Genomic DNA, 16,128 nt, shown 5'->3' with positions numbered 1-16,128 from the left:
CAACGTCATGTCGCCGCGACCGGATTGGCTTGACCCGGCGAGGCCGCATCCGCAACTCTGCCTGCAGCATGACGCGCCCTGGATCGCCGCTCGAATCCGCGGTCTCGGGGGGTGAAGCCGCTTGACCCGCGGCCACGCGCCCCGCACATCCGCCCAGTTCGCCGCCCCGGACCGGGGTGGCCCTGGCCGGCCTGTGCCGCCGGGCACCGCCCTCCCCCCGATGTCCAGGGTGCTTCACGTCATGACCACCTCGCCCACCGCCCCGCGCAAGCGGCTCTTCATCCGCACCTGGGGCTGCCAGATGAACGTCTATGACAGCGCCCGCATGGCGGATGTCCTGGCGCCGCTGGGCTATGGCCCGGCCGAGACGCCGGAGGAGGCCGACATGGTCATCCTCAACACCTGCCATATCCGCGAGAAGGCGGCGGAGAAGGTGTTCTCGGACCTCGGCCGGCTGCGCCTGCTGAAGGCCGGGAAGGAAGCGGCGGGGCAGAAGATGGTGCTGGCGGTCGCCGGCTGCGTGGCCCAGGCCGAGGGCGCCGAGATCACCGCCCGCGCCCCCTGGGTCGATATCGTGCTGGGGCCGCAGACCTATCACCGCCTGCCGGAGATGGTGGCCCGCGCCAGCCGCGCGGCGGGCGCGCAGATCGACACCGATTTCCCGGTGGAACAGAAATTCGACCTGCTGCCCGAGGTGAACGCCAGCCAGGGCCCGATCGCCTTCCTGACCATCCAGGAGGGCTGCGACAAGTTCTGTTCCTTCTGCGTGGTGCCCTACACGCGCGGTGCCGAGTTCTCCCGCCCCGTCGCCGCCATCCTGGCCGAGGCGCGGCGGCTGGTCGCCGGCGGCGCGCGGGAGATCGCGCTGCTCGGGCAGAACGTGAACGCCTGGCATGGCGAGGCGCCGGACGGCTCGGCCTGGACGCTGTCGCGCCTGCTGTACGCGCTGGCGGAGATCGATGGGCTGGCGCGGCTGCGCTACACCACCAGCCACCCGCGCGACATGGACGATGCGCTGATCGCGGCGCATGGCCGCATCCCGCAGCTGATGCCCTTCCTGCACCTGCCGGTGCAGAGCGGCTCGGACAGGGTGCTCCAGGCCATGAACCGCCAGCACAAGGCCGAGCTGTTCCTCCGCATCGCCGACCAGCTGCGCGAGGCGCGGCCCGACATGGCGCTCTCCTCCGACTTCATCGTCGGCCATCCGGGCGAGACGGATGCCGACCACGCGGCGACCATGGCGCTGGTGGAGAAGGTCGGCTTCGCCCTGGCCTATTCCTTCAAGTATTCGCCGCGTCCCGGCACCCCCGCCGCCGGCCAGCCCCTCCAGGTGGCCGAGACGGTGAAGGATGCGCGGCTGCAGGAATTGCAGGCGCTGCTGCGGCGCCAGCAGGATGATTTCAACCGCGCCTGCGTCGGGCGGGAGTGCGAGATCCTGTTCACCGGGCCGGGGCGGCATCCCGGCCAGATGGTGGGCCGCACCCCCTGGCTGCAGCCGGTGCATGTGACCGGCCCGGCCCGCCTGGCCGGCAGCCTGGCCCGGGCGCGCATCGCCGCCGCGCACCCGAATTCCCTCTCCGCCCTGCTTCTCGAAGAGAAGGAGCTTGCCTGCGCTTGAGCAACACCGCCCCCATCGCGCTCCGCGCCAATCCCCGCGCCCTGGACCGGCCCCTGATGGCTGACACCGTCTCCGCCGCCCGCTCCGTCACCCTGCAGTTCGACGACAACGCGCTGCTGCCGCTGCTCTATGGCGAGCATGACCGGCACCTGGCGCGGATCGAGCAGCGGCTGGGCGTGCGGCTGGCCAGCCGGGGCAACCGCCTGTCCATCATCGGCGCGCCCGAGGGCAGCCATGTGGCGGAGCTGGCGCTGCGCAGCCTGTGGCGGCAGCTGGAGCGGGGCGAGACGGTGGGCATGGCCGAGCTGGAGGCGGCGCTGCGGCTGGCGGAAGGCCAGCCCGCCGCGCCCGAGGGCGGCGCCGAGCCGCGCCTGCCGCTGGCCGACCTGCCGGCGATCCGCACCCGCAAGGGCGCCATCGCGCCGCGCAGCCACGCCCAGGCGGCCTATATCGAGCAGCTGGCGCGGCGCGACATGGTCTTCGGCATCGGCCCGGCCGGCACCGGCAAGACCTATCTCGCCGTGGCCCAGGGCGTGGCCCTGCTGCAGGCCGGGCGGGTCGACCGCATCGTGCTCTCGCGCCCGGCGGTGGAGGCCGGCGAGCGGCTCGGCTTCCTGCCCGGCGACATGAAGGAGAAGGTCGATCCCTATCTCCGCCCGCTCTACGACGCGCTGCACGACATGATGCCGGCCGACCAGGTGCAGCGGCGCATCGTCTCCGGCGAGATCGAGATCGCGCCGCTCGCCTTCATGCGCGGCCGCACGCTGGCGCATTGCTACGCCATCCTGGACGAGGCGCAGAACACCACCCCGGCGCAGATCAAGATGTTCCTCACCCGCATGGGCGAAGGCACCCGGATGGTCGTCACCGGCGATCCCTCCCAGGTGGACCTGCCGCCGGGGCAGCGGTCGGGGCTGGTGGAGGCGCTCTCCATCCTCGACGGGGTGGAGGGCATCGGCGTCAGCCGCTTCGGCGAGCAGGACGTGGTGCGACATCCGCTGGTGGCGCGCATCGTCGCCGCGTATAACCGTGCCGATCAATCGGCCGGTGGCCTCGCCAGACAGGGCGGGCCGGACGGCGCCGGGGCGGGACTGGCCCGCCGCGGCAGGAAGGAGAGTGATGGAACCGGGAAGTAGTGCGCCCGGCCACCGAGGGGTGGCTGGGCTTTCGGAGCCGGAGGTCGTCGTTGTCATCGATGCCCCGGCATGGCGCGCGGCGGTGCCGCGGGCCGAGGAACTGGCGCGCCGTGCCGCTGAAGCCGCCTGGGCCGAGATGGCCGGCGACGGCTTCGACCTGCGGGAGGCCCCGCCGGGCGCTCCGGCCGGGGCGATGACCGTGCTGCTGACCGACGATCGCTCGGTGAAGCGGCTGAACGGGCGGCATCGCGGCAAGGTCAAGCCGACCAACGTGCTCTCCTTCCCGGGAGAAGGCTTCGGCCATCTGGGCGACATCGCCCTCGCCCTCGGCGTGGTGCGGCGCGAGGCGCGTGGCGCCCGGCGCCGCGTGGCCGCGCATCTGGCGCACCTGGTGGCGCATGGCACGCTGCATCTGGGCGGCCATGACCACATCGCCGCCGGCGAGGCCCGCCGCATGGAGCGCGCCGAGGCCCGCATCATGCGCCGCCTCAACATGCCCAACCCCTGGCGGGGCGTGACATGAGCGAGACGCGCGAGACCCGCGAGGGCATCCTCTGGAGGCTGCAGGGCCTGCTGCGCCGCCGCGCCGCCGAGAGCGTGCGCGATCAGGTGGAGGCCCTTGTCGAGGGCCGGGACCACAACGAGCACCACGAGCATGACGGCCCGCCACGCCCCGAGCTGGACGCGCAGGAGCGCGCCATGCTGGCCAATGTGCTCAAGCTGCGCGGCAAGACGGCGGCCGATGTCATGGTGCCGCGCGCCGATATCGTCGCCATGTCCGAGGACCTGACGCTGGAGCAGGCCATCCGGCTGATCCAGCGCGAGGGCCACAGCCGCTTCCCGGTCTACCGCGAGCAGCTCGACGAGATCGTCGGCATGGTCCACATCAAGGACGTCTTCGCCAGCGTCGGGCGCGAGGCGCCCTTCAGCATGGCCGCGGTGATCCGCAAGCCGCTCTTCGTCGTGCCCTCCATTCCGGTGCTGGACCTGCTGCTGCAGATGCGCCAGGCGCGCATGCATCTGGCGCTGGTGGTGGACGAGTATGGCGGCATCGACGGGCTGGTGACCATCGAGGACCTGGTCGAGACCATCACCGGCGACATCTCGGACGAGCACGACGAGGACGCGCCGCCGCAGATCGTCGAGCGCCCCGACGGGTTGATCGACCTCGACGCCCGGACCCCGATCGAGACCTTCGAGGGCCGGATCGGCCCGGTGCTGACCGAGGACGAGCGGGAGCAGGACATCGACACGGTGGGCGGCCTGGTCTTCACCCTGGCCGGGCGCGTGCCGGCCCGGGGCGAGCTGGTCTCGCATTCCTCCGGGCTCGAGTTCCGCGTGCTGGACGCCGATCCGCGCCGCATTCGCCGCCTGCGGGTGCGACGCCCGGGGGTGAACGCGGCCACCCAGAAGGCCGCCGCGGAATAGCTGCGCGGCCGGGGGGGGCCGCCCCGCCCCCCCACCTGGCCCCGGCCGTGGGCCTCCGGCAATTCCGCCCGCGCGCCATCCGCGCTAAGCCGGCGCCTCCCGCGATGTCGAGGGATAGCCGTCGCCTTGTCCTCCCTGCTCCTGCGCCGCCCCTTGCTCGCCGCCTTCGGGCTCGGCCTCCTCTCGGCCCTGGCCCTGCCGCCGCTGTACCTCGTGCCGGTGCTGCTGCTGGCCATTCCCGGCCTGCTGCGCCTGCTGGACGCGGCACCGGACTGGAAGCGCGCCGCCCTGACCGGCCTGGCCTGGGGCTGGGGGCATCACCTCCTTGGCCTCTACTGGATCAGCCACGCCCTGCTGACCGATCCCTGGCGCTGGGGCTGGCTGGTGCCGATCGCCGTGCCGGGGCTGGCCCTGCCGCTGGCCGCCTATGTCGCGGTGGCCTGCCTGCTGGCCTGGTGGGCCCGGCCGGGCTGGCGGCGCTGGCTGGCCCTGGCCGGCGCCTGGGTGGCGATGGAGATCCTGCGCGGCTACCTCCTCACCGGCTTTCCCTGGAACCTCCTCGGCACGGTCTGGGCCTTCCATGCCCTGCCGCTGCAATCCGCCGCCTGGATCGGCGTGCACGGCCTGTCCCTGCTGACGCTGCTGCTGGCGGGCCTGCCGCGATTCGGCCGGCGCGGCTGGGCGGCGGGCGCCCTGACCCTGGCGGCGCTCGGCCTGTTCGGCGGGCTGCGCCTGACCCAGCCGGAGCCGGCGCCGCCGGGGGTCAATCTTCTGCTGGTCCAGGGCAATGTCGCGCAGGAAGCGAAGTGGCGCGAGGATCAGAGGTGGCCGATCTTTCGTCGCTACCTGGAGTTGAGTCAATCAGGAGCCGCTCATGCCCCGGCGGAGGTGCCGCTGGTGGTCATCTGGCCCGAGACCGCCAGCCCCTTCCTGCTGCCGAACGATCCCGCCGCCCGCGACTACGCCAGCCGCGTGCTGCCCCCCGGCGCGGTGCTGCTGGCCGGATCGGTGCGCGCCGAATGGGGGGCGGACCAGCGGGCGGAGCGCGTGTTCAACAGCCTCTCCGCCATCGCGCCGGACGGGCGGCTGCTTGCCGTCTACGACAAGGCGCATCTCGTGCCCTTCGGCGAGTACATGCCGCTACGCGGGCTGATCCCGATTCGCGTGGTGCAGGGCGGGCTGGATTTCTCCGCCGGCCCCGGCCCGGTGGCGCTGGCCCCGGCCGGCCTGCCGCCATTCAGCCCGTTGATCTGCTACGAGGTGATCTTCCCCGGCGCGGTGGCGCCCGCGTCGCGCCCGGCCTGGCTGCTCAACATCACCAATGATGCCTGGTTCGGCGTCTCCGCCGGCCCCTACCAGCATCTGGCGGCGGCGCGGCTCCGCGCGGTGGAGGAAGGGCTGCCGCTGGTGCGGGTGGCGCAGACCGGCGTTTCCGCGGTCTTCGACGCCTCGGGCCGGGTGACGGCACGGATCGGGCTGGGCGAGGAGGGCAGCGTCCTGGCGTCCCTGCCGGGCGCCCGGCCTGCCACCCCATTTGCACGTTTCGGTGATATTTTTGCAATCCTTTTCGCGGCACTGGCGTTTGGAGTTGCGAAACTGCCATCCGGCACACCGAAACAAGGGTTTGGTGACCGGATTCGTATCATAATTGAGAATTCTCGAAAGAGTTGACAAAAAGCTACCCGATCCTTAGATCCTACAACAGAGCAAGGCGATGGTCATGCAGGGAGCTGGCGGGTGGAACCCCGCCCGGATCCGCAGCAGACCTAGCGGTCTGTGGCAACTGGCGGAGGTTTCAGCATGGCGAGCGGCGAAGTTCAGGAGCGCACTGAGCGGGAACACCGGCCGAGCCCGATCGACGTGCATGTCGGAACCCGTGTCCGGCTGCGCCGTACCCTGATGGGGATGAGCCAGGAGAAGCTGGGCGAGGCGCTCGGCCTGACCTTCCAGCAGGTCCAGAAGTACGAGCGCGGCGTCAACCGGATCGGCGCCAGCCGCCTGTTCGACCTGGCGCGGGTGCTCGATGTGCCGATCGGTTTCTTCTTCGACGACATGCCCGACGCCATGGGCGGCAACGGCGCCCTGCGCTCGCGCATGGGCGGCTTCGCCGAGAGCCAGGAAGGCTTCGAGGATGACACCCTCCACAAGAGGGAGACGCTGGAGCTGGTCCGCGCCTATTACCGGATCACCGAGCCGGCCGTCCGCAAGCGCGTCTTCGACCTGATCAAGAGCCTCGCGCCCACCGACGTCTGACGGCGCGGGGCATGCCGGGGTAAGGCAGGCGGGAAGCCGGCCCTACCTCATCGGGATCGCCAGCGGAGTGGCCGGGCGATTCTGCCGCAACTGTGCCGCTCCCTCGCCCACAACACGTTCGACCGCCGCGCTCAACACCTTGCGGTTGGGGAACTCCTTCGGATCGACCGGCGGGTGCAGCAGCACCGTGACCTGCGCCGGCGGGCGATGCACCAGCCGCCAGAAGTGGCTGCCGATCTCCATGTCGCCATACCAGGCGTAATCCGGCCGGTCGCGCCGGCCCGCGGGCAGGCCGCCGACCCGGTCATAGACCACCGAGACCGGCTGCACGCGCGTCGCCGCATCCGCCACCGCCAGGAAGGAGGACCGGAACGGCAGCACGCGGGTGCCGTCGTTGCTGGTGCCCTCGGGGAAGAGGATCAGGCTGCCGCCTTCCCGCAGGCGGTCGCGCATTGCCCGGGCCTCGTCGCCCGTGCGGCCACGGCTGCGACTGACGAAGACCGTCCGGCCCAGCCGGGCCACGGTCCGGACCACCGGCCATTCGCCGACCTCCGCCTTGGAGACGAAGGCCGCCTCCAGCGTGGCGCCCAGCACCGGGATGTCCAGCCACGAGGAATGGTTCGACAGGAAGAGCGTCGGATGATCCGGCGCCGGCGCGCCGACCACGCGCAGCCGCAGGCCGATCAGCCGGCAGGCGACCCGATGGTAGAACCGGGCGAAGCGCCGCTTGCCACCCCCCGGCAGCCGCACCAGCACGCTCTGCACCGGGATGCAGGCCAGGGTCCAGAGCACGACCGAGACGGTGCGCCGGATGGCGCGCAGCCGCCGCCCGGATTCCGCCGGCTGCTCCCAGAGCGAGGGGGTCCCCTCCGGCAGGGCGGCCTTGCGCGGCATGTCCCCGCGGCGCGGCGCGGCGCGGCTGTCCTGGCGATCGGCCATCGGCGGCATCCTTCCTTCCGGCCTGATGCCAGCCTCAGTCCTTGCCGCCCAGCTGCAGCTCGTAGTGGCGGGAATACTTCCGGGTCACCAGATCGGTCTTGACCACGACGCAGACATCGGTGGTGTTGAACTGATCGTCGATCACCGCCCCGTCGCCGACGAAGCCGCCCAACCGCAGATAGCCCTTCACCAGCGGCGGCAGATCGGCCAGCGCGGCACGCGGATCGACGCGCGCGGCCTCCATCAGATCCATGGCCACATAGCGCTCGGCGAGGGCGCGCGGCCGTATCTCCGGCGGCGCCAGGTGGTTGCGGTAGAGGTAGGTGAGCTGCATCGCCAGGGCGTTGAGGTCGGTGCCGCGCAAACTGGCGCAACCGAACATCAGCTCCACCCGGTGCTTGGCGACATAGGCGGCGATGCCGGACCAGAGCAGCTGCATCGCGGCCTTGCTGCGATAGGCGGTGTCGACGCAGGAGCGGCCCAGCTCCAGCACCCGCTCGCAGGTGTCCAGCAGCGGGCCCAGATCGTATTCCGAGGCCGAGTAGAAGCCGCCCGCGCGCTCCGCGGCCTGCCGGCGGATCAGGCGATAGGTGCCCACCACCGCCGCGGCGTCCTCGCCCAGGTTGTGGTCCAGCACCAGCAGATGGTCGGCCACGGCATCGAAGGCATCGCTGTCCCGCCGGGCGGCAGCGGCGGCGGCATCGGGCTGGGCGCCCATCTCCTCGTAGAAGACGCGGTAGCGGAGCGCCTGGGCTGCGTCGATCTCGGCCGCCGTGGTCGCGATCCGGACGCCGAGATTGCCGCTGCGCAGTTCCCCGAAGCCGGCCTCCGCAGCGATCATGCATCCTCTCCGGCGCGGCGGCGCCCGGAGCGGCGCGCCGTCGTGGCCCCGGCCGCGCCCTTCGCCTCGGGCGCGCGGCGGCCGAAGAGTTCCAGCCGGTGGCCGATCAGGCTGAAGCCGAGGCGCGCGGCGATGGCCTCGGCCAGGGCCTCGTGCTGCGCGTCGGAGAACTCGATGACCTTGCCGGAATCGATGTCGATCAGGTGGTAGTGGTGGCCATGATCGGTCGGCTCGTAGCGGGCGCGGCCGCCGCCGAAGTCATGCCGCTCCAGGATGCCCTTCTCCTCCAGCAGCCGCACGGTGCGATAGACCGTGGCGATGGAGACGCGCGAATCGAGGGCCAGGGCGCGGCGGTAGAGTTCCTCGACATCCGGATGGTCGAGCGATTCCGAGAGCACGCGCGCGATCAGCCGGCGCTGCCCCGTCATCTTCAGGCCGCGCTCGACACACAGCCGCTCGATGCGCAGAGGATCGGGCTTGGTGGCCGCGGCGGTCTGGGGCGTATCGGTGCGCGTGTCCATGGGGATGGTCGGAAGCTCTCCTGTGCCGGGCGGCGAAGGTCTGCCTCTCCGTCCTCCGGCTTGTATGACACGATGGCGGGGGCCGCCAAGCCGGGCCCGTCCCGGCGCCACCGGTGGCCCTGTGGACCATCACCATGCCCGCGCCACGAGTCACCGCGACCGCCGACGCGGCTGCCATGCCACTATCGCCCCGGCAAGGCAAGGCGCCAGCGAAAACCTGCCCTGCGCGCCCCTCCGCCGCTGGCGCCGAAGGGTGGGAAACCTCAGCCCGCCGCGCCGCGCCGCGGGCGGGTGGTGCGCGGCTTGGTGCCGAGGCCGATCTTCTTGGCCAGGGAGGAGCGGTGGCGGGCATAGTTCGGCGCCACCATCGGATAGTCCGGCGGCAGGCCCCAGCGTTCGCGATACTGCTCCGGCGTCATGTCATAGGCGGTCTTGAGATGACGCTTCAGCATCTTGAGCTTCTTGCCGTCCTCGAGACAGACAAGATACTCGTCCGTGACGGACTTCTTCACCGGCACGGCGGGCTGTGGCCGCTCGACCGGGGCCGGCGCGACGATCGGCGCGGCGCCAAGTCCGTGCAACGTGCGATGGACCTGCTCGATCAGTAAAGGCACCTCGGCCAGTGGCACGGGATTGTTGGAAACATGCGCAGCGACGATCTGGGCCGTTAGTCCGAGCAATTCCCGGGCGCCCTGTTCTTCAGACATCCCTCAGCCTTTATGCAGAAATGTGAACACAGCCTAGACGCCGCCAACGTCATGACTTGAGTCAAGATATCGGCAGGTTAAGGTGTTTCGCAACGCCCAATCGGCAAAAATCGAAGACGATGAAGAGCATGTCCCAGGACCGCGCGTCACAAGAATTACACCATGACAAGTCCATCGATATCACAACCGAGACTTGCCCGATGACCTTCGTTCGCACGCGGTTGGCACTGGACCGGCTGGCGCCCGGCGGAATTCTGCTGGTCAAGCTCCGGGGCGAGGAGCCGCGCGCCAATATCCCGCGCACCGCCGTCGAGCAGGGCCATGCCGTGCTCGACGCCACCGAGCAACCGGATGGCAGCCTCTGGCTCAGGCTCCGCAAAGGCGGCGGCTGAGCACCAGCGCGTCCCCGCCATCGGCGTAGTACCGGGGCCGCAGCCCGGCCACGGTGAAGCCGGCGCCTTCATAGAGGCCCCGTGCCGCGGCATTGCCGACCGCGACCTCCAGGAAGAGGCGCGCGGCACCGCGCCCGGCCGCCTGGCGCGACGCCGCCTGCAGCAGCCGCCGCGCCACCCCCCGGCGGCGCGCCTCCGGCGCCACCGCCAGCGTCAGGATCTCCGCCTCGTCCGCCGCCACCCGGGCGATGATGAAGCCCTCCTCCGGGCAGAGCAGGGCGAAGGCGCCCGGCATCTCCAGCATCAGGCACAGCGCCTCGGCGCCCCACCGCTCCGCCGGCGGGAAGGCGGCGGCGTGCAGCGGGGCCAGCGCCGCCGCCGCCTCGGCCCCCACCGACTCGGGCGCGGACGCGGGCGCCGCCTCAGTCATGCGGCCCCCGCACCGCCGGCGGCTCGACATAGAGCGGCAGGGCCGGCCGGAGCGGCAGGCCCGAGGCCAGCCGCCGCGCCACCAGCGCGGCGACCGCGCCGGCCTCGGGCAGCAGGCTGTCGCTGAGCCAGGGCGCCGCGCCGCGCTCCCGCAGCGCCGCCGCGACCAGGGGCGCCATGTCGCCGACCAGCACCAGCCCCTCGGGCGGCGGCGGCAGCGCCGCCAGATCGAAGGGGCGCGGCGGCCCCTCCGGCGTCTCGGCATCCGGGGCGAAGCTCTCCAGCAACAGGTGGCCGCGCCGGGTGTCGGTGACCGACCAGGCCGGCCGGCCGGCCCGCGACGCCGGCGGCAGGGCGGCCAGCAGCGCCTCGCCGGTGGTGACGCCGAAGGCGGGGCAGCCGGCGCCCAGGGCCAGGCCCTGCGCCAGCGCCAGCGCGGCGCGCAGGCCGGTGAAGCCGCCGGGCCCCACCACCGCCGCCACCGCGTCCAGCTCGGGCGCCGCCAGCCCCGCCTCGCGCAGCACGCGCGCGGCCATCGGCGGCAGCGCCACCGCCTGGCCCCGCGCGCCATCGGCCTGGGCGGCGGCGGCGACCCGCCCCTCCGTCCAAACCGCCGCCGAGGCCCGCGCCAGGGCGCCATCCAGTGCCAGGATCCGCATCGCCGCTGCATAGGCCGAAACGGGCCTCAACGAAACCGGGCCGGAGTGCCAGGATGCGGCCATGCTCCAGCCGATCACGGAGGAGGACGGCCTCCTCCTCGACCTCCGCTACGCCACGCCCGACAACCTGGCCGGCGTGCCGATCTACCGCCGCCCGGTGGCGCTGCTGCTGCCGCTCGCCCGCCGGCGCCTGCTGGCCGCGCGCGACCAGGCCCGCGCCTGGGGCCTGCGGCTCAAGGTCTTCGACGCCTTCCGCCCGATCGAGGCGCAATGGGCGCTGTGGCACGCGGTGGAGGACAAGCGCTTCGTCTCCGACCCGCGGCGCGGCGGCGTCCATCCGCGCGGCGCCGCGGTGGACCTGACGCTCTGTGACGCGGCGACGGGGGCGGAGCTGCCGATGGGCACCGGCTTCGACGCCGTCGCGCCGGAATCGGCGCATGGCCATCCGGGCGTGCCGGCGGAGGATCAGCGCAACCGCGCCCTGCTGCTCGGGCTGATGACCGCCGCCGGGTGGGACCACTACCGGCTGGAATGGTGGCACTACCAGCTCCCCGAATTCCGCGACTTCCCGCCGCTGGCGGCGGCCGCCGTGCCGGCGGGCCCGATGTGACGGCCTTCCTTTCGCCCCGATGCGACGCCAGATAGGCGCCATGCTCCGCCGCACCGCCCTGCTCTCCGCCCTGGCTCTGGCTCTCCCCTTGGCCTTCCCCTCGGCCGCCCGTGCCCAGCAGCGGCTGACGCCGCAGCAGCAACAGGCCCTGCTGGCCCGGGCGGAGGCCTATCTCAACGGCATCACCACGCTGCGGGCGCGCTTCCTGCAGGTGGCGCAGAACGGCGGCTCGGCCGAGGGCACCGCCTTCATCGCCCGGCCCGGCCGGATGCGCTTCGAGTACGACCCGCCGGAGCCGCTGCTGCTCGTCGCCTCGGACAGCCAGTTCCTCTATTATGACCGCGAGCTGAAGCAGCCCTCCATCGTTCCCGTCTCCTCGACCCCGCTTGGCCTGCTGCTGCGGCCGCAGATCCGCTTCGGCGGCGATGTCGAGGTGATGGGTGTCGAGCGCCAGGGCGGCTTCCTCGGCATCACCCTGCGGCGGCGGGAGAACCCGGCCGAGGGGCGCCTCACCCTCGTGCTGCAGGAGGAGCCGATGGAGCTGCGGCAATGGGTCGTCGTGGACGGCCAGGGCCGCCAGACGCGGGTGACGCTGACGCAGATCCAGACCGGGATGCCGCTGGACCGCCGCCTCTTCACCTTCAACGATCCCCGCTTCTTCGAGGACGAGGGCCGCCGCTGACGCAGCCCTGACCGCCCGGACACGGCGAAATCATGCCTTGATTGCGCCACCGCGCGGCGCGACCTTTGGCGCATGCGCCCGCTGATCGGTATTCCCTGCTGCATGAAGGCCTTCGGGGCCTTCGCCATGCCCAACCACGCGGTGTCGGACCACTATATCAAGGTGGTGCTGGGGCCGGTCGGCGGCGTGCCGCTGCTGATCCCCGCGGCCGGCGAGGGCGTGGCGGAGGAGATCCTGCCGCGGCTCGACGGGCTGCTGCTCACCGGCAGCCGCTCCAACGTGCAGCCGGGCCTCTATGCCGGGCCGCCGCATCTCGAGGGCACGCCGGAGGACCCGGACCGGGACGCCACCACGCTGCCGCTGATCCGCGCCGCGCTGGCCACCGGCATGCCGCTGCTGGCCATCTGCCGGGGCTTCCAGGAGCTGAACGTGGCCCTCGGCGGCACGCTGGACCAGCGCATCCAGGATCTGCCCGGCCGGCTGGACCATTCGACGCCGGTCGATCAGGCGTTGCCGCGCGTCCGCACCGGCAAGGCGCATGCCATCCGCGTCTCCCCCGAGGGCCGGCTGGCACGGCTCTGGGCCGGTCTGGCCTGGTCTCCCGACTCGGTGCCGGTGAACTCGCTGCACAACCAGGGCGTGGCCCGGCCGGCGCCGCGCCTGGTGCCCGAGGCCTGGGCGCCGGACGGCACCATCGAGGCGGCGCATGTCGAGGACGCCAAGGGATTCGCCGTTGGCGTGCAGTGGCATCCGGAATACGACTGGGCGGAGGACGCGCTCTCGCGCCGGCTCTTCGAAAGCTTCGGCGCCGAGGCCTGCCGCTGGGCGGGCCAGCGGCGCGGCACGGCCACGCCGGCGATTGCGGCGGAATAGCCACAGCCAAGCCTCAAGAGGGGCGATCAAACGTTTTTGAACTGCTGTGGAAAACCCTTATTTTTCCCTGCAAACCTGCCATCTTGATATCGGATCGGTACCCCAGCCGACCCGACCATTCCCCCAAGGAATGATCCCCCCAAGGCGCCCGGCCACCCCCCTGGCCGGGCGCCGTCCTTTCCGCGCCCCTCCCCCCATTTCGCGCCTCCGCCACCGGGTCTAAGCTCCGGCTCCCGAGACGGAGGAATCCATGTCCGACTACGTCATTGCCGCCCCCCCCGCCGCCAGTGTCCCCGTGCAGGGCGGCGGCAGCTTTCCCGTTCGCCGGATTTTCTGCGTCGGCCGCAATTATGCCGAGCATACCCGCGAGATGGGCGGCGATCCGACGCGAGAGCAGCCCTTCTATTTCACCAAGCCCTTCGATGCCGTGGTGACCGGCGGGGCCGACACGGCCTATCCGCCCGCCACCTCCGACCTGCATCACGAGATGGAGTTGGTCATCGCCATCGGCACCGGCGGCAAGGACATCGCGGAATCGGCGGCGCTGAAGCATGTCTGGGGCTACGCCGCCGGCCTCGACATGACCCGCCGCGACCTCCAGGCCCAGGCCAAGAAGACCGGCAAGCCCTGGGACATGGCCAAGGGCTTCGACCAGTCCTGCCCGATCGGCCCGATCGTCCGGGCCGAGGGCGTCGATCCCTCCAGGGGCCGGATCGAGCTCAAGGTGAACGGGCAGGTGCGGCAGAGCAGCGATCTGTCGAAGATGATCTGGTCGGTGCCGGAGATCATCGCCAACCTCTCGCGTCTCGTCACCCTGGCGCCCGGCGACCTGATCATGACCGGCACGCCGGAGGGCGTCGCCGCCGTGGTGCGGGGCGACGTGCTGGAAGGCGAGGTCGAGGGCGTCGGCACGGTCCGCACCCGGCTGGTCTGATCCGGCCGCGGGCCGGCGGTGGGGCGCCGCCGGCCCTCTTTTGTTGAGGCGGCGCCTTTTTCCCGCCCTCGCCCGCGCCTATTGCTGCGCCCATGTCCAAGCTCCGCATCGTCACCTGGAACATCAACTCGGTCCGGCTGCGCCTGCCGCTGCTGACCGATCTCGTGCGCGCGCTGGAGCCGGACGTGCTCTGCCTGCAGGAGACCAAGTGCCCGGACGAGCTGTTCCCGCACGAGGGCGTGGCGGCCCTGGGCTTCGGCCACCGGGCGGTGCGCGGCATGAAGGGCTACAACGGCACCGCCATCCTCTCGCGCATTCCCTTCACCCCGCGCGGCGACGACCCGGACTGGTGCGCCAAGGGCGATTGCCGGCACCTGGGCGTCGACCTCGACGTGCCGGGGGGGCTGGAGCTGCATGACTTCTATGTCCCCGCCGGCGGCGACATCCCCGACCCGGCGCTGAACCCGAAATTCGCCCACAAGCTCGACTTCGTCGCCGAGGCGGCGGCCTGGAACCGGGCGCGTGGCCCGTCGCGGCGCAGCGTGCTGGTGGGCGACCTGAACATCGCCCCGCTGGAGCACGACGTCTGGAGCCACCGGCAGCTCCTGAAGATCGTCTCCCACACGCCCGTCGAGGTCGAGGCGCTCACCGCCTGGCAGCAGGCCGGCCACTGGTACGATGCGCTGCGCCATTTCGTGCCGCCGAGCGAGAAGCTCTACACCTGGTGGTCCTACCGGGCGCGGGACTGGGAGGCGGCGGATCGCGGCCGGCGGCTCGACCATGTCTGGGTCAGCCGCGACCTGGCCCCCGCCCTGACCGGCTGGACGGTGCTCAAGGCCGCGCGCGGATGGCCGCAGGCCAGCGACCACGTGCCGGTCATGGTCGAGCTGGATCTGAGCAAAACGGCAGCCTGACGCAACTCAAGGTTGCAATCCGTTATCAACTCCTGGCAACCTCCCGCTCGGCTCGGGCGAACACGGAAAATTCGCTGCGCTGCATCGCAGCATGTCGCTAAAGTTTCCGCGCCGAGCCTGGCAGCTGACCCAGTAAGGAAGGGATCCCGAATGGCGCGTTACCTGGTCACCGGAGGCGCCGGCTATGTCGGCAGCCATGTCGTGCTCGCCCTGGTCGAGCGCGGCGACACGGTGGTCGTCATCGACGATCTGCGGCAGGGCCATCGCGCCGCCCTGCCGCCGGGTGTGGAGCTGCTGGAGTTCGACCTGGCCGATCAGCGCCGGGTGGCGGAGGTCTTCGCCGGCTGGAACTTCGACGGCGTGCTGCATTTCGCCGCCCTCTCCCTCGTCGGCGAGAGCATGCGCGAGCCGATGCGCTACCTCCGGGAGAATCTCTCCAACACCGCGACGCTCGCCGAGCAGGCGGCGCGCTCGGGCTGCCTGCGCTTCGTGCTGTCCTCCACCGCCGCGCTCTTCGGCTATCCCGAGACCGTGCCGATCGACGAGACGGCGCGGCTGCTGCCCGCCTCGGCCTATGGCCAGTCCAAGCTGATGGCCGAGACGGCGCTCGACTGGGCCGATCAGGCGCATGGGCTGAAATCCGCCGCCCTGCGCTACTTCAACGCCGCCGGCGCCGATCCGCAGGGCCGCCTCGGCGAGGACCACGCCCCCGAGACGCACCTGATCCCGCTGGCGATCGACGCCGCCCTCGGCCGTGGCCCGGAGCTCACCGTCTTCGGCACCGACTACGACACGCCGGATGGCACCTGCCTGCGCGACTATGTGCACGTCACCGACCTCGCCGACGCGCATCTGCGGGTGCTGGACGTGCTGAAGGAGGGCCGCAGCCTGCGCTACAATGTCGGCAATGGCAGCGGCTACTCGGTGAAGCAGGTGATCGAGGCGGTGGAGCGCGTCGGCGGCCGCCCGGTGCCGCACCGCTTTGGCCCGCGCCGCGCGGGCGACCCGGCGGTGCTTGTCGCCTCCAACGCCCGGCTGCGCGAGGAGACCGGCTGGACGCCGCGCTACGCGGCGCTGGACGACATCGTCCGCACCGCCTGGGCCTGGCGGGTGGCGCGCCCCGAGGGCTACGGCGACCGGGTGGCCCGCGCCGCCTGACCGCCCCGGCCGGGGGCGGCCAAGGCTCATCACG

Annotated in this window: 19 protein-coding genes; 13 read left to right on the top strand and 6 right to left on the bottom strand. The window is 71.9% G+C overall.

The window, feature by feature from the left end; translation table 11 throughout:
• Positions 1 to 241: 241 nt before the first annotated feature.
• The 6 genes from miaB to ACF3NH_RS08880 all read left to right on the top strand — a co-directional run bounded on the left by miaB (position 242) and on the right by ACF3NH_RS08880 (position 6,435).
• The gene (gene miaB / locus ACF3NH_RS08905; RefSeq protein ID WP_422922562.1) at positions 242 to 1,618 is read left to right on the top strand and encodes a tRNA (N6-isopentenyl adenosine(37)-C2)-methylthiotransferase MiaB; all 1,377 of its coding nucleotides are present in this window, start codon (positions 242 to 244) and stop codon (positions 1,616 to 1,618) included.
• A gap of 56 nt (positions 1,619 to 1,674) precedes the next feature.
• Complete coding sequence (locus tag ACF3NH_RS08900) at positions 1,675 to 2,754, top strand: PhoH family protein (protein WP_422924747.1); 1,080 nt, start codon at positions 1,675 to 1,677, stop codon at positions 2,752 to 2,754.
• A gap of 19 nt (positions 2,755 to 2,773) precedes the next feature.
• Positions 2,774 to 3,277, top strand: coding sequence for an rRNA maturation RNase YbeY (ybeY, locus tag ACF3NH_RS08895; protein ID WP_422922561.1), 504 nt, complete (start codon positions 2,774 to 2,776; stop codon positions 3,275 to 3,277).
• Positions 3,274 to 4,182, top strand: coding sequence for a hemolysin family protein (locus ACF3NH_RS08890; RefSeq protein ID WP_198365285.1), 909 nt, complete (start codon positions 3,274 to 3,276; stop codon positions 4,180 to 4,182). The genes ybeY and ACF3NH_RS08890 overlap by 4 nt, the downstream gene beginning before the upstream one ends.
• A 126-nt stretch (positions 4,183 to 4,308) precedes the next feature.
• On the top strand, positions 4,309 to 5,853 hold the full coding sequence (gene lnt / locus ACF3NH_RS08885; RefSeq protein ID WP_422922560.1) for an apolipoprotein N-acyltransferase: 1,545 nt from the start codon (positions 4,309 to 4,311) through the stop codon (positions 5,851 to 5,853).
• 129 nt (positions 5,854 to 5,982) lie between these two features.
• Positions 5,983 to 6,435 carry a helix-turn-helix domain-containing protein gene (locus tag ACF3NH_RS08880; protein ID WP_198365283.1) on the top strand — a complete coding sequence of 151 codons (453 nt, stop codon included), beginning with the start codon at positions 5,983 to 5,985 and terminating at the stop codon, positions 6,433 to 6,435.
• Positions 6,436 to 6,477: 42 nt separating this feature from the next.
• On the opposite strand, the gene ACF3NH_RS08875 is transcribed toward ACF3NH_RS08880, so the two are convergent.
• From ACF3NH_RS08875 to ACF3NH_RS08860, 4 genes are all read right to left on the bottom strand, one after another.
• On the bottom strand, positions 6,478 to 7,374 hold the full coding sequence (locus ACF3NH_RS08875) for a lysophospholipid acyltransferase family protein (protein ID WP_422922559.1): 897 nt from the start codon (positions 7,372 to 7,374) through the stop codon (positions 6,478 to 6,480).
• Positions 7,375 to 7,408: 34 nt separating this feature from the next.
• On the bottom strand, positions 7,409 to 8,215 hold the full coding sequence (locus tag ACF3NH_RS08870; protein ID WP_422922558.1) for a GNAT family N-acetyltransferase: 807 nt from the start codon (positions 8,213 to 8,215) through the stop codon (positions 7,409 to 7,411).
• Positions 8,212 to 8,736: a Fur family transcriptional regulator gene (locus tag ACF3NH_RS08865; RefSeq protein ID WP_198365280.1), complete on the bottom strand. Its 525-nt coding sequence runs from the start codon at positions 8,734 to 8,736 to the stop codon at positions 8,212 to 8,214. Before ACF3NH_RS08865 ends, ACF3NH_RS08870 begins: the two co-directional genes overlap by 4 nt.
• Before the next feature lie 263 nt (positions 8,737 to 8,999).
• Positions 9,000 to 9,443 carry a Ros/MucR family transcriptional regulator gene (locus tag ACF3NH_RS08860; RefSeq protein WP_198365279.1) on the bottom strand — a complete coding sequence of 148 codons (444 nt, stop codon included), beginning with the start codon at positions 9,441 to 9,443 and terminating at the stop codon, positions 9,000 to 9,002.
• 128 nt (positions 9,444 to 9,571) lie between these two features.
• On the opposite strand from ACF3NH_RS08860, the gene ACF3NH_RS08855 reads away from it, so the two are divergent.
• A complete protein-coding gene (locus ACF3NH_RS08855) occupies positions 9,572 to 9,835 on the top strand; it encodes a sulfurtransferase TusA family protein (RefSeq protein ID WP_198365278.1) in 264 nt (87 codons plus the stop codon).
• Here the strand turns inward: ACF3NH_RS08855 and ACF3NH_RS08850 are convergent.
• Positions 9,810 to 10,265, bottom strand: coding sequence for a GNAT family N-acetyltransferase (locus tag ACF3NH_RS08850; protein WP_422922557.1), 456 nt, complete (start codon positions 10,263 to 10,265; stop codon positions 9,810 to 9,812). The genes ACF3NH_RS08855 and ACF3NH_RS08850 overlap by 26 nt on opposite strands.
• Positions 10,258 to 10,923 (bottom strand): tRNA (adenosine(37)-N6)-threonylcarbamoyltransferase complex dimerization subunit type 1 TsaB, encoded by a 666-nt coding sequence (gene tsaB, locus ACF3NH_RS08845; RefSeq protein ID WP_422922556.1) that lies wholly within the window; start codon positions 10,921 to 10,923, stop codon positions 10,258 to 10,260. The genes ACF3NH_RS08850 and tsaB overlap by 8 nt, the downstream gene beginning before the upstream one ends.
• A gap of 61 nt (positions 10,924 to 10,984) precedes the next feature.
• Between tsaB and ddpX the strand changes: the two genes are divergently transcribed.
• The 6 genes from ddpX to galE all read left to right on the top strand — a co-directional run bounded on the left by ddpX (position 10,985) and on the right by galE (position 16,094).
• Complete coding sequence (ddpX, locus tag ACF3NH_RS08840) at positions 10,985 to 11,533, top strand: D-alanyl-D-alanine dipeptidase (protein ID WP_198365275.1); 549 nt, start codon at positions 10,985 to 10,987, stop codon at positions 11,531 to 11,533.
• A 40-nt stretch (positions 11,534 to 11,573) separates the two neighbouring features.
• Positions 11,574 to 12,215, top strand: a complete 642-nt coding sequence (locus ACF3NH_RS08835) for a LolA family protein (RefSeq protein WP_422922555.1) — start codon at positions 11,574 to 11,576, stop codon at positions 12,213 to 12,215.
• Between the two features lie 72 nt (positions 12,216 to 12,287).
• Positions 12,288 to 13,088, top strand: a complete 801-nt coding sequence (locus ACF3NH_RS08830; protein WP_422922554.1) for a gamma-glutamyl-gamma-aminobutyrate hydrolase family protein — start codon at positions 12,288 to 12,290, stop codon at positions 13,086 to 13,088.
• 250 nt (positions 13,089 to 13,338) lie between these two features.
• Entirely contained in the window at positions 13,339 to 14,022 is a 684-nt protein-coding gene (locus ACF3NH_RS08825; protein ID WP_422922553.1) for a fumarylacetoacetate hydrolase family protein, read from the top strand.
• A 92-nt stretch (positions 14,023 to 14,114) separates the two neighbouring features.
• Complete coding sequence (locus ACF3NH_RS08820; RefSeq protein ID WP_422922552.1) at positions 14,115 to 14,936, top strand: exodeoxyribonuclease III; 822 nt, start codon at positions 14,115 to 14,117, stop codon at positions 14,934 to 14,936.
• Between the two features lie 150 nt (positions 14,937 to 15,086).
• Positions 15,087 to 16,094: a UDP-glucose 4-epimerase GalE gene (gene galE / locus ACF3NH_RS08815; protein WP_422922551.1), complete on the top strand. Its 1,008-nt coding sequence runs from the start codon at positions 15,087 to 15,089 to the stop codon at positions 16,092 to 16,094.
• Positions 16,095 to 16,128: the final 34 nt, after the last annotated feature.

Source organism: Pseudoroseomonas sp. WGS1072 (assembly GCF_049340465.1).
Taxonomy (GTDB): Bacteria; Pseudomonadota; Alphaproteobacteria; order Acetobacterales; family Acetobacteraceae; genus Pseudoroseomonas.
The sequence above is the reverse complement of the archived record's forward strand: the minus strand, read 5'-3'. Positions and strand labels throughout refer to the sequence as shown.

Excerpts from the sequence above, each read along its gene's own strand:
- ACF3NH_RS08835 (WP_422922555.1), top strand. The coding sequence starts at position 11,574 with ATGCTCCGCCGCACCGCCCTGCTCTCCGCCCTGGCTCTGGCTCTCCCC.
- ACF3NH_RS08860 (WP_198365279.1), bottom strand. The coding sequence starts at position 9,443 with ATGTCTGAAGAACAGGGCGCCCGGGAATTGCTCGGACTAACGGCCCAG.
- ACF3NH_RS08825 (WP_422922553.1), top strand. The coding sequence starts at position 13,339 with ATGTCCGACTACGTCATTGCCGCCCCCCCCGCCGCCAGTGTCCCCGTG.
- ACF3NH_RS08830 (WP_422922554.1), top strand. The coding sequence starts at position 12,288 with ATGCGCCCGCTGATCGGTATTCCCTGCTGCATGAAGGCCTTCGGGGCC.
- miaB (WP_422922562.1), top strand. The coding sequence starts at position 242 with ATGACCACCTCGCCCACCGCCCCGCGCAAGCGGCTCTTCATCCGCACC.
- ACF3NH_RS08850 (WP_422922557.1), bottom strand. The coding sequence starts at position 10,265 with ATGACTGAGGCGGCGCCCGCGTCCGCGCCCGAGTCGGTGGGGGCCGAG.
- ACF3NH_RS08870 (WP_422922558.1), bottom strand. The coding sequence starts at position 8,215 with ATGATCGCTGCGGAGGCCGGCTTCGGGGAACTGCGCAGCGGCAATCTC.
- ACF3NH_RS08890 (WP_198365285.1), top strand. The coding sequence starts at position 3,274 with ATGAGCGAGACGCGCGAGACCCGCGAGGGCATCCTCTGGAGGCTGCAG.
- ACF3NH_RS08875 (WP_422922559.1), bottom strand. The coding sequence starts at position 7,374 with ATGGCCGATCGCCAGGACAGCCGCGCCGCGCCGCGCCGCGGGGACATG.
- ACF3NH_RS08880 (WP_198365283.1), top strand. The coding sequence starts at position 5,983 with ATGGCGAGCGGCGAAGTTCAGGAGCGCACTGAGCGGGAACACCGGCCG.
- ACF3NH_RS08855 (WP_198365278.1), top strand. The coding sequence starts at position 9,572 with ATGTCCCAGGACCGCGCGTCACAAGAATTACACCATGACAAGTCCATC.
- tsaB (WP_422922556.1), bottom strand. The coding sequence starts at position 10,923 with ATGCGGATCCTGGCACTGGATGGCGCCCTGGCGCGGGCCTCGGCGGCG.
- ACF3NH_RS08900 (WP_422924747.1), top strand. The coding sequence starts at position 1,675 with ATGGCTGACACCGTCTCCGCCGCCCGCTCCGTCACCCTGCAGTTCGAC.
- ddpX (WP_198365275.1), top strand. The coding sequence starts at position 10,985 with ATGCTCCAGCCGATCACGGAGGAGGACGGCCTCCTCCTCGACCTCCGC.
- ACF3NH_RS08820 (WP_422922552.1), top strand. The coding sequence starts at position 14,115 with ATGTCCAAGCTCCGCATCGTCACCTGGAACATCAACTCGGTCCGGCTG.
- ACF3NH_RS08865 (WP_198365280.1), bottom strand. The coding sequence starts at position 8,736 with ATGGACACGCGCACCGATACGCCCCAGACCGCCGCGGCCACCAAGCCC.
- galE (WP_422922551.1), top strand. The coding sequence starts at position 15,087 with ATGGCGCGTTACCTGGTCACCGGAGGCGCCGGCTATGTCGGCAGCCAT.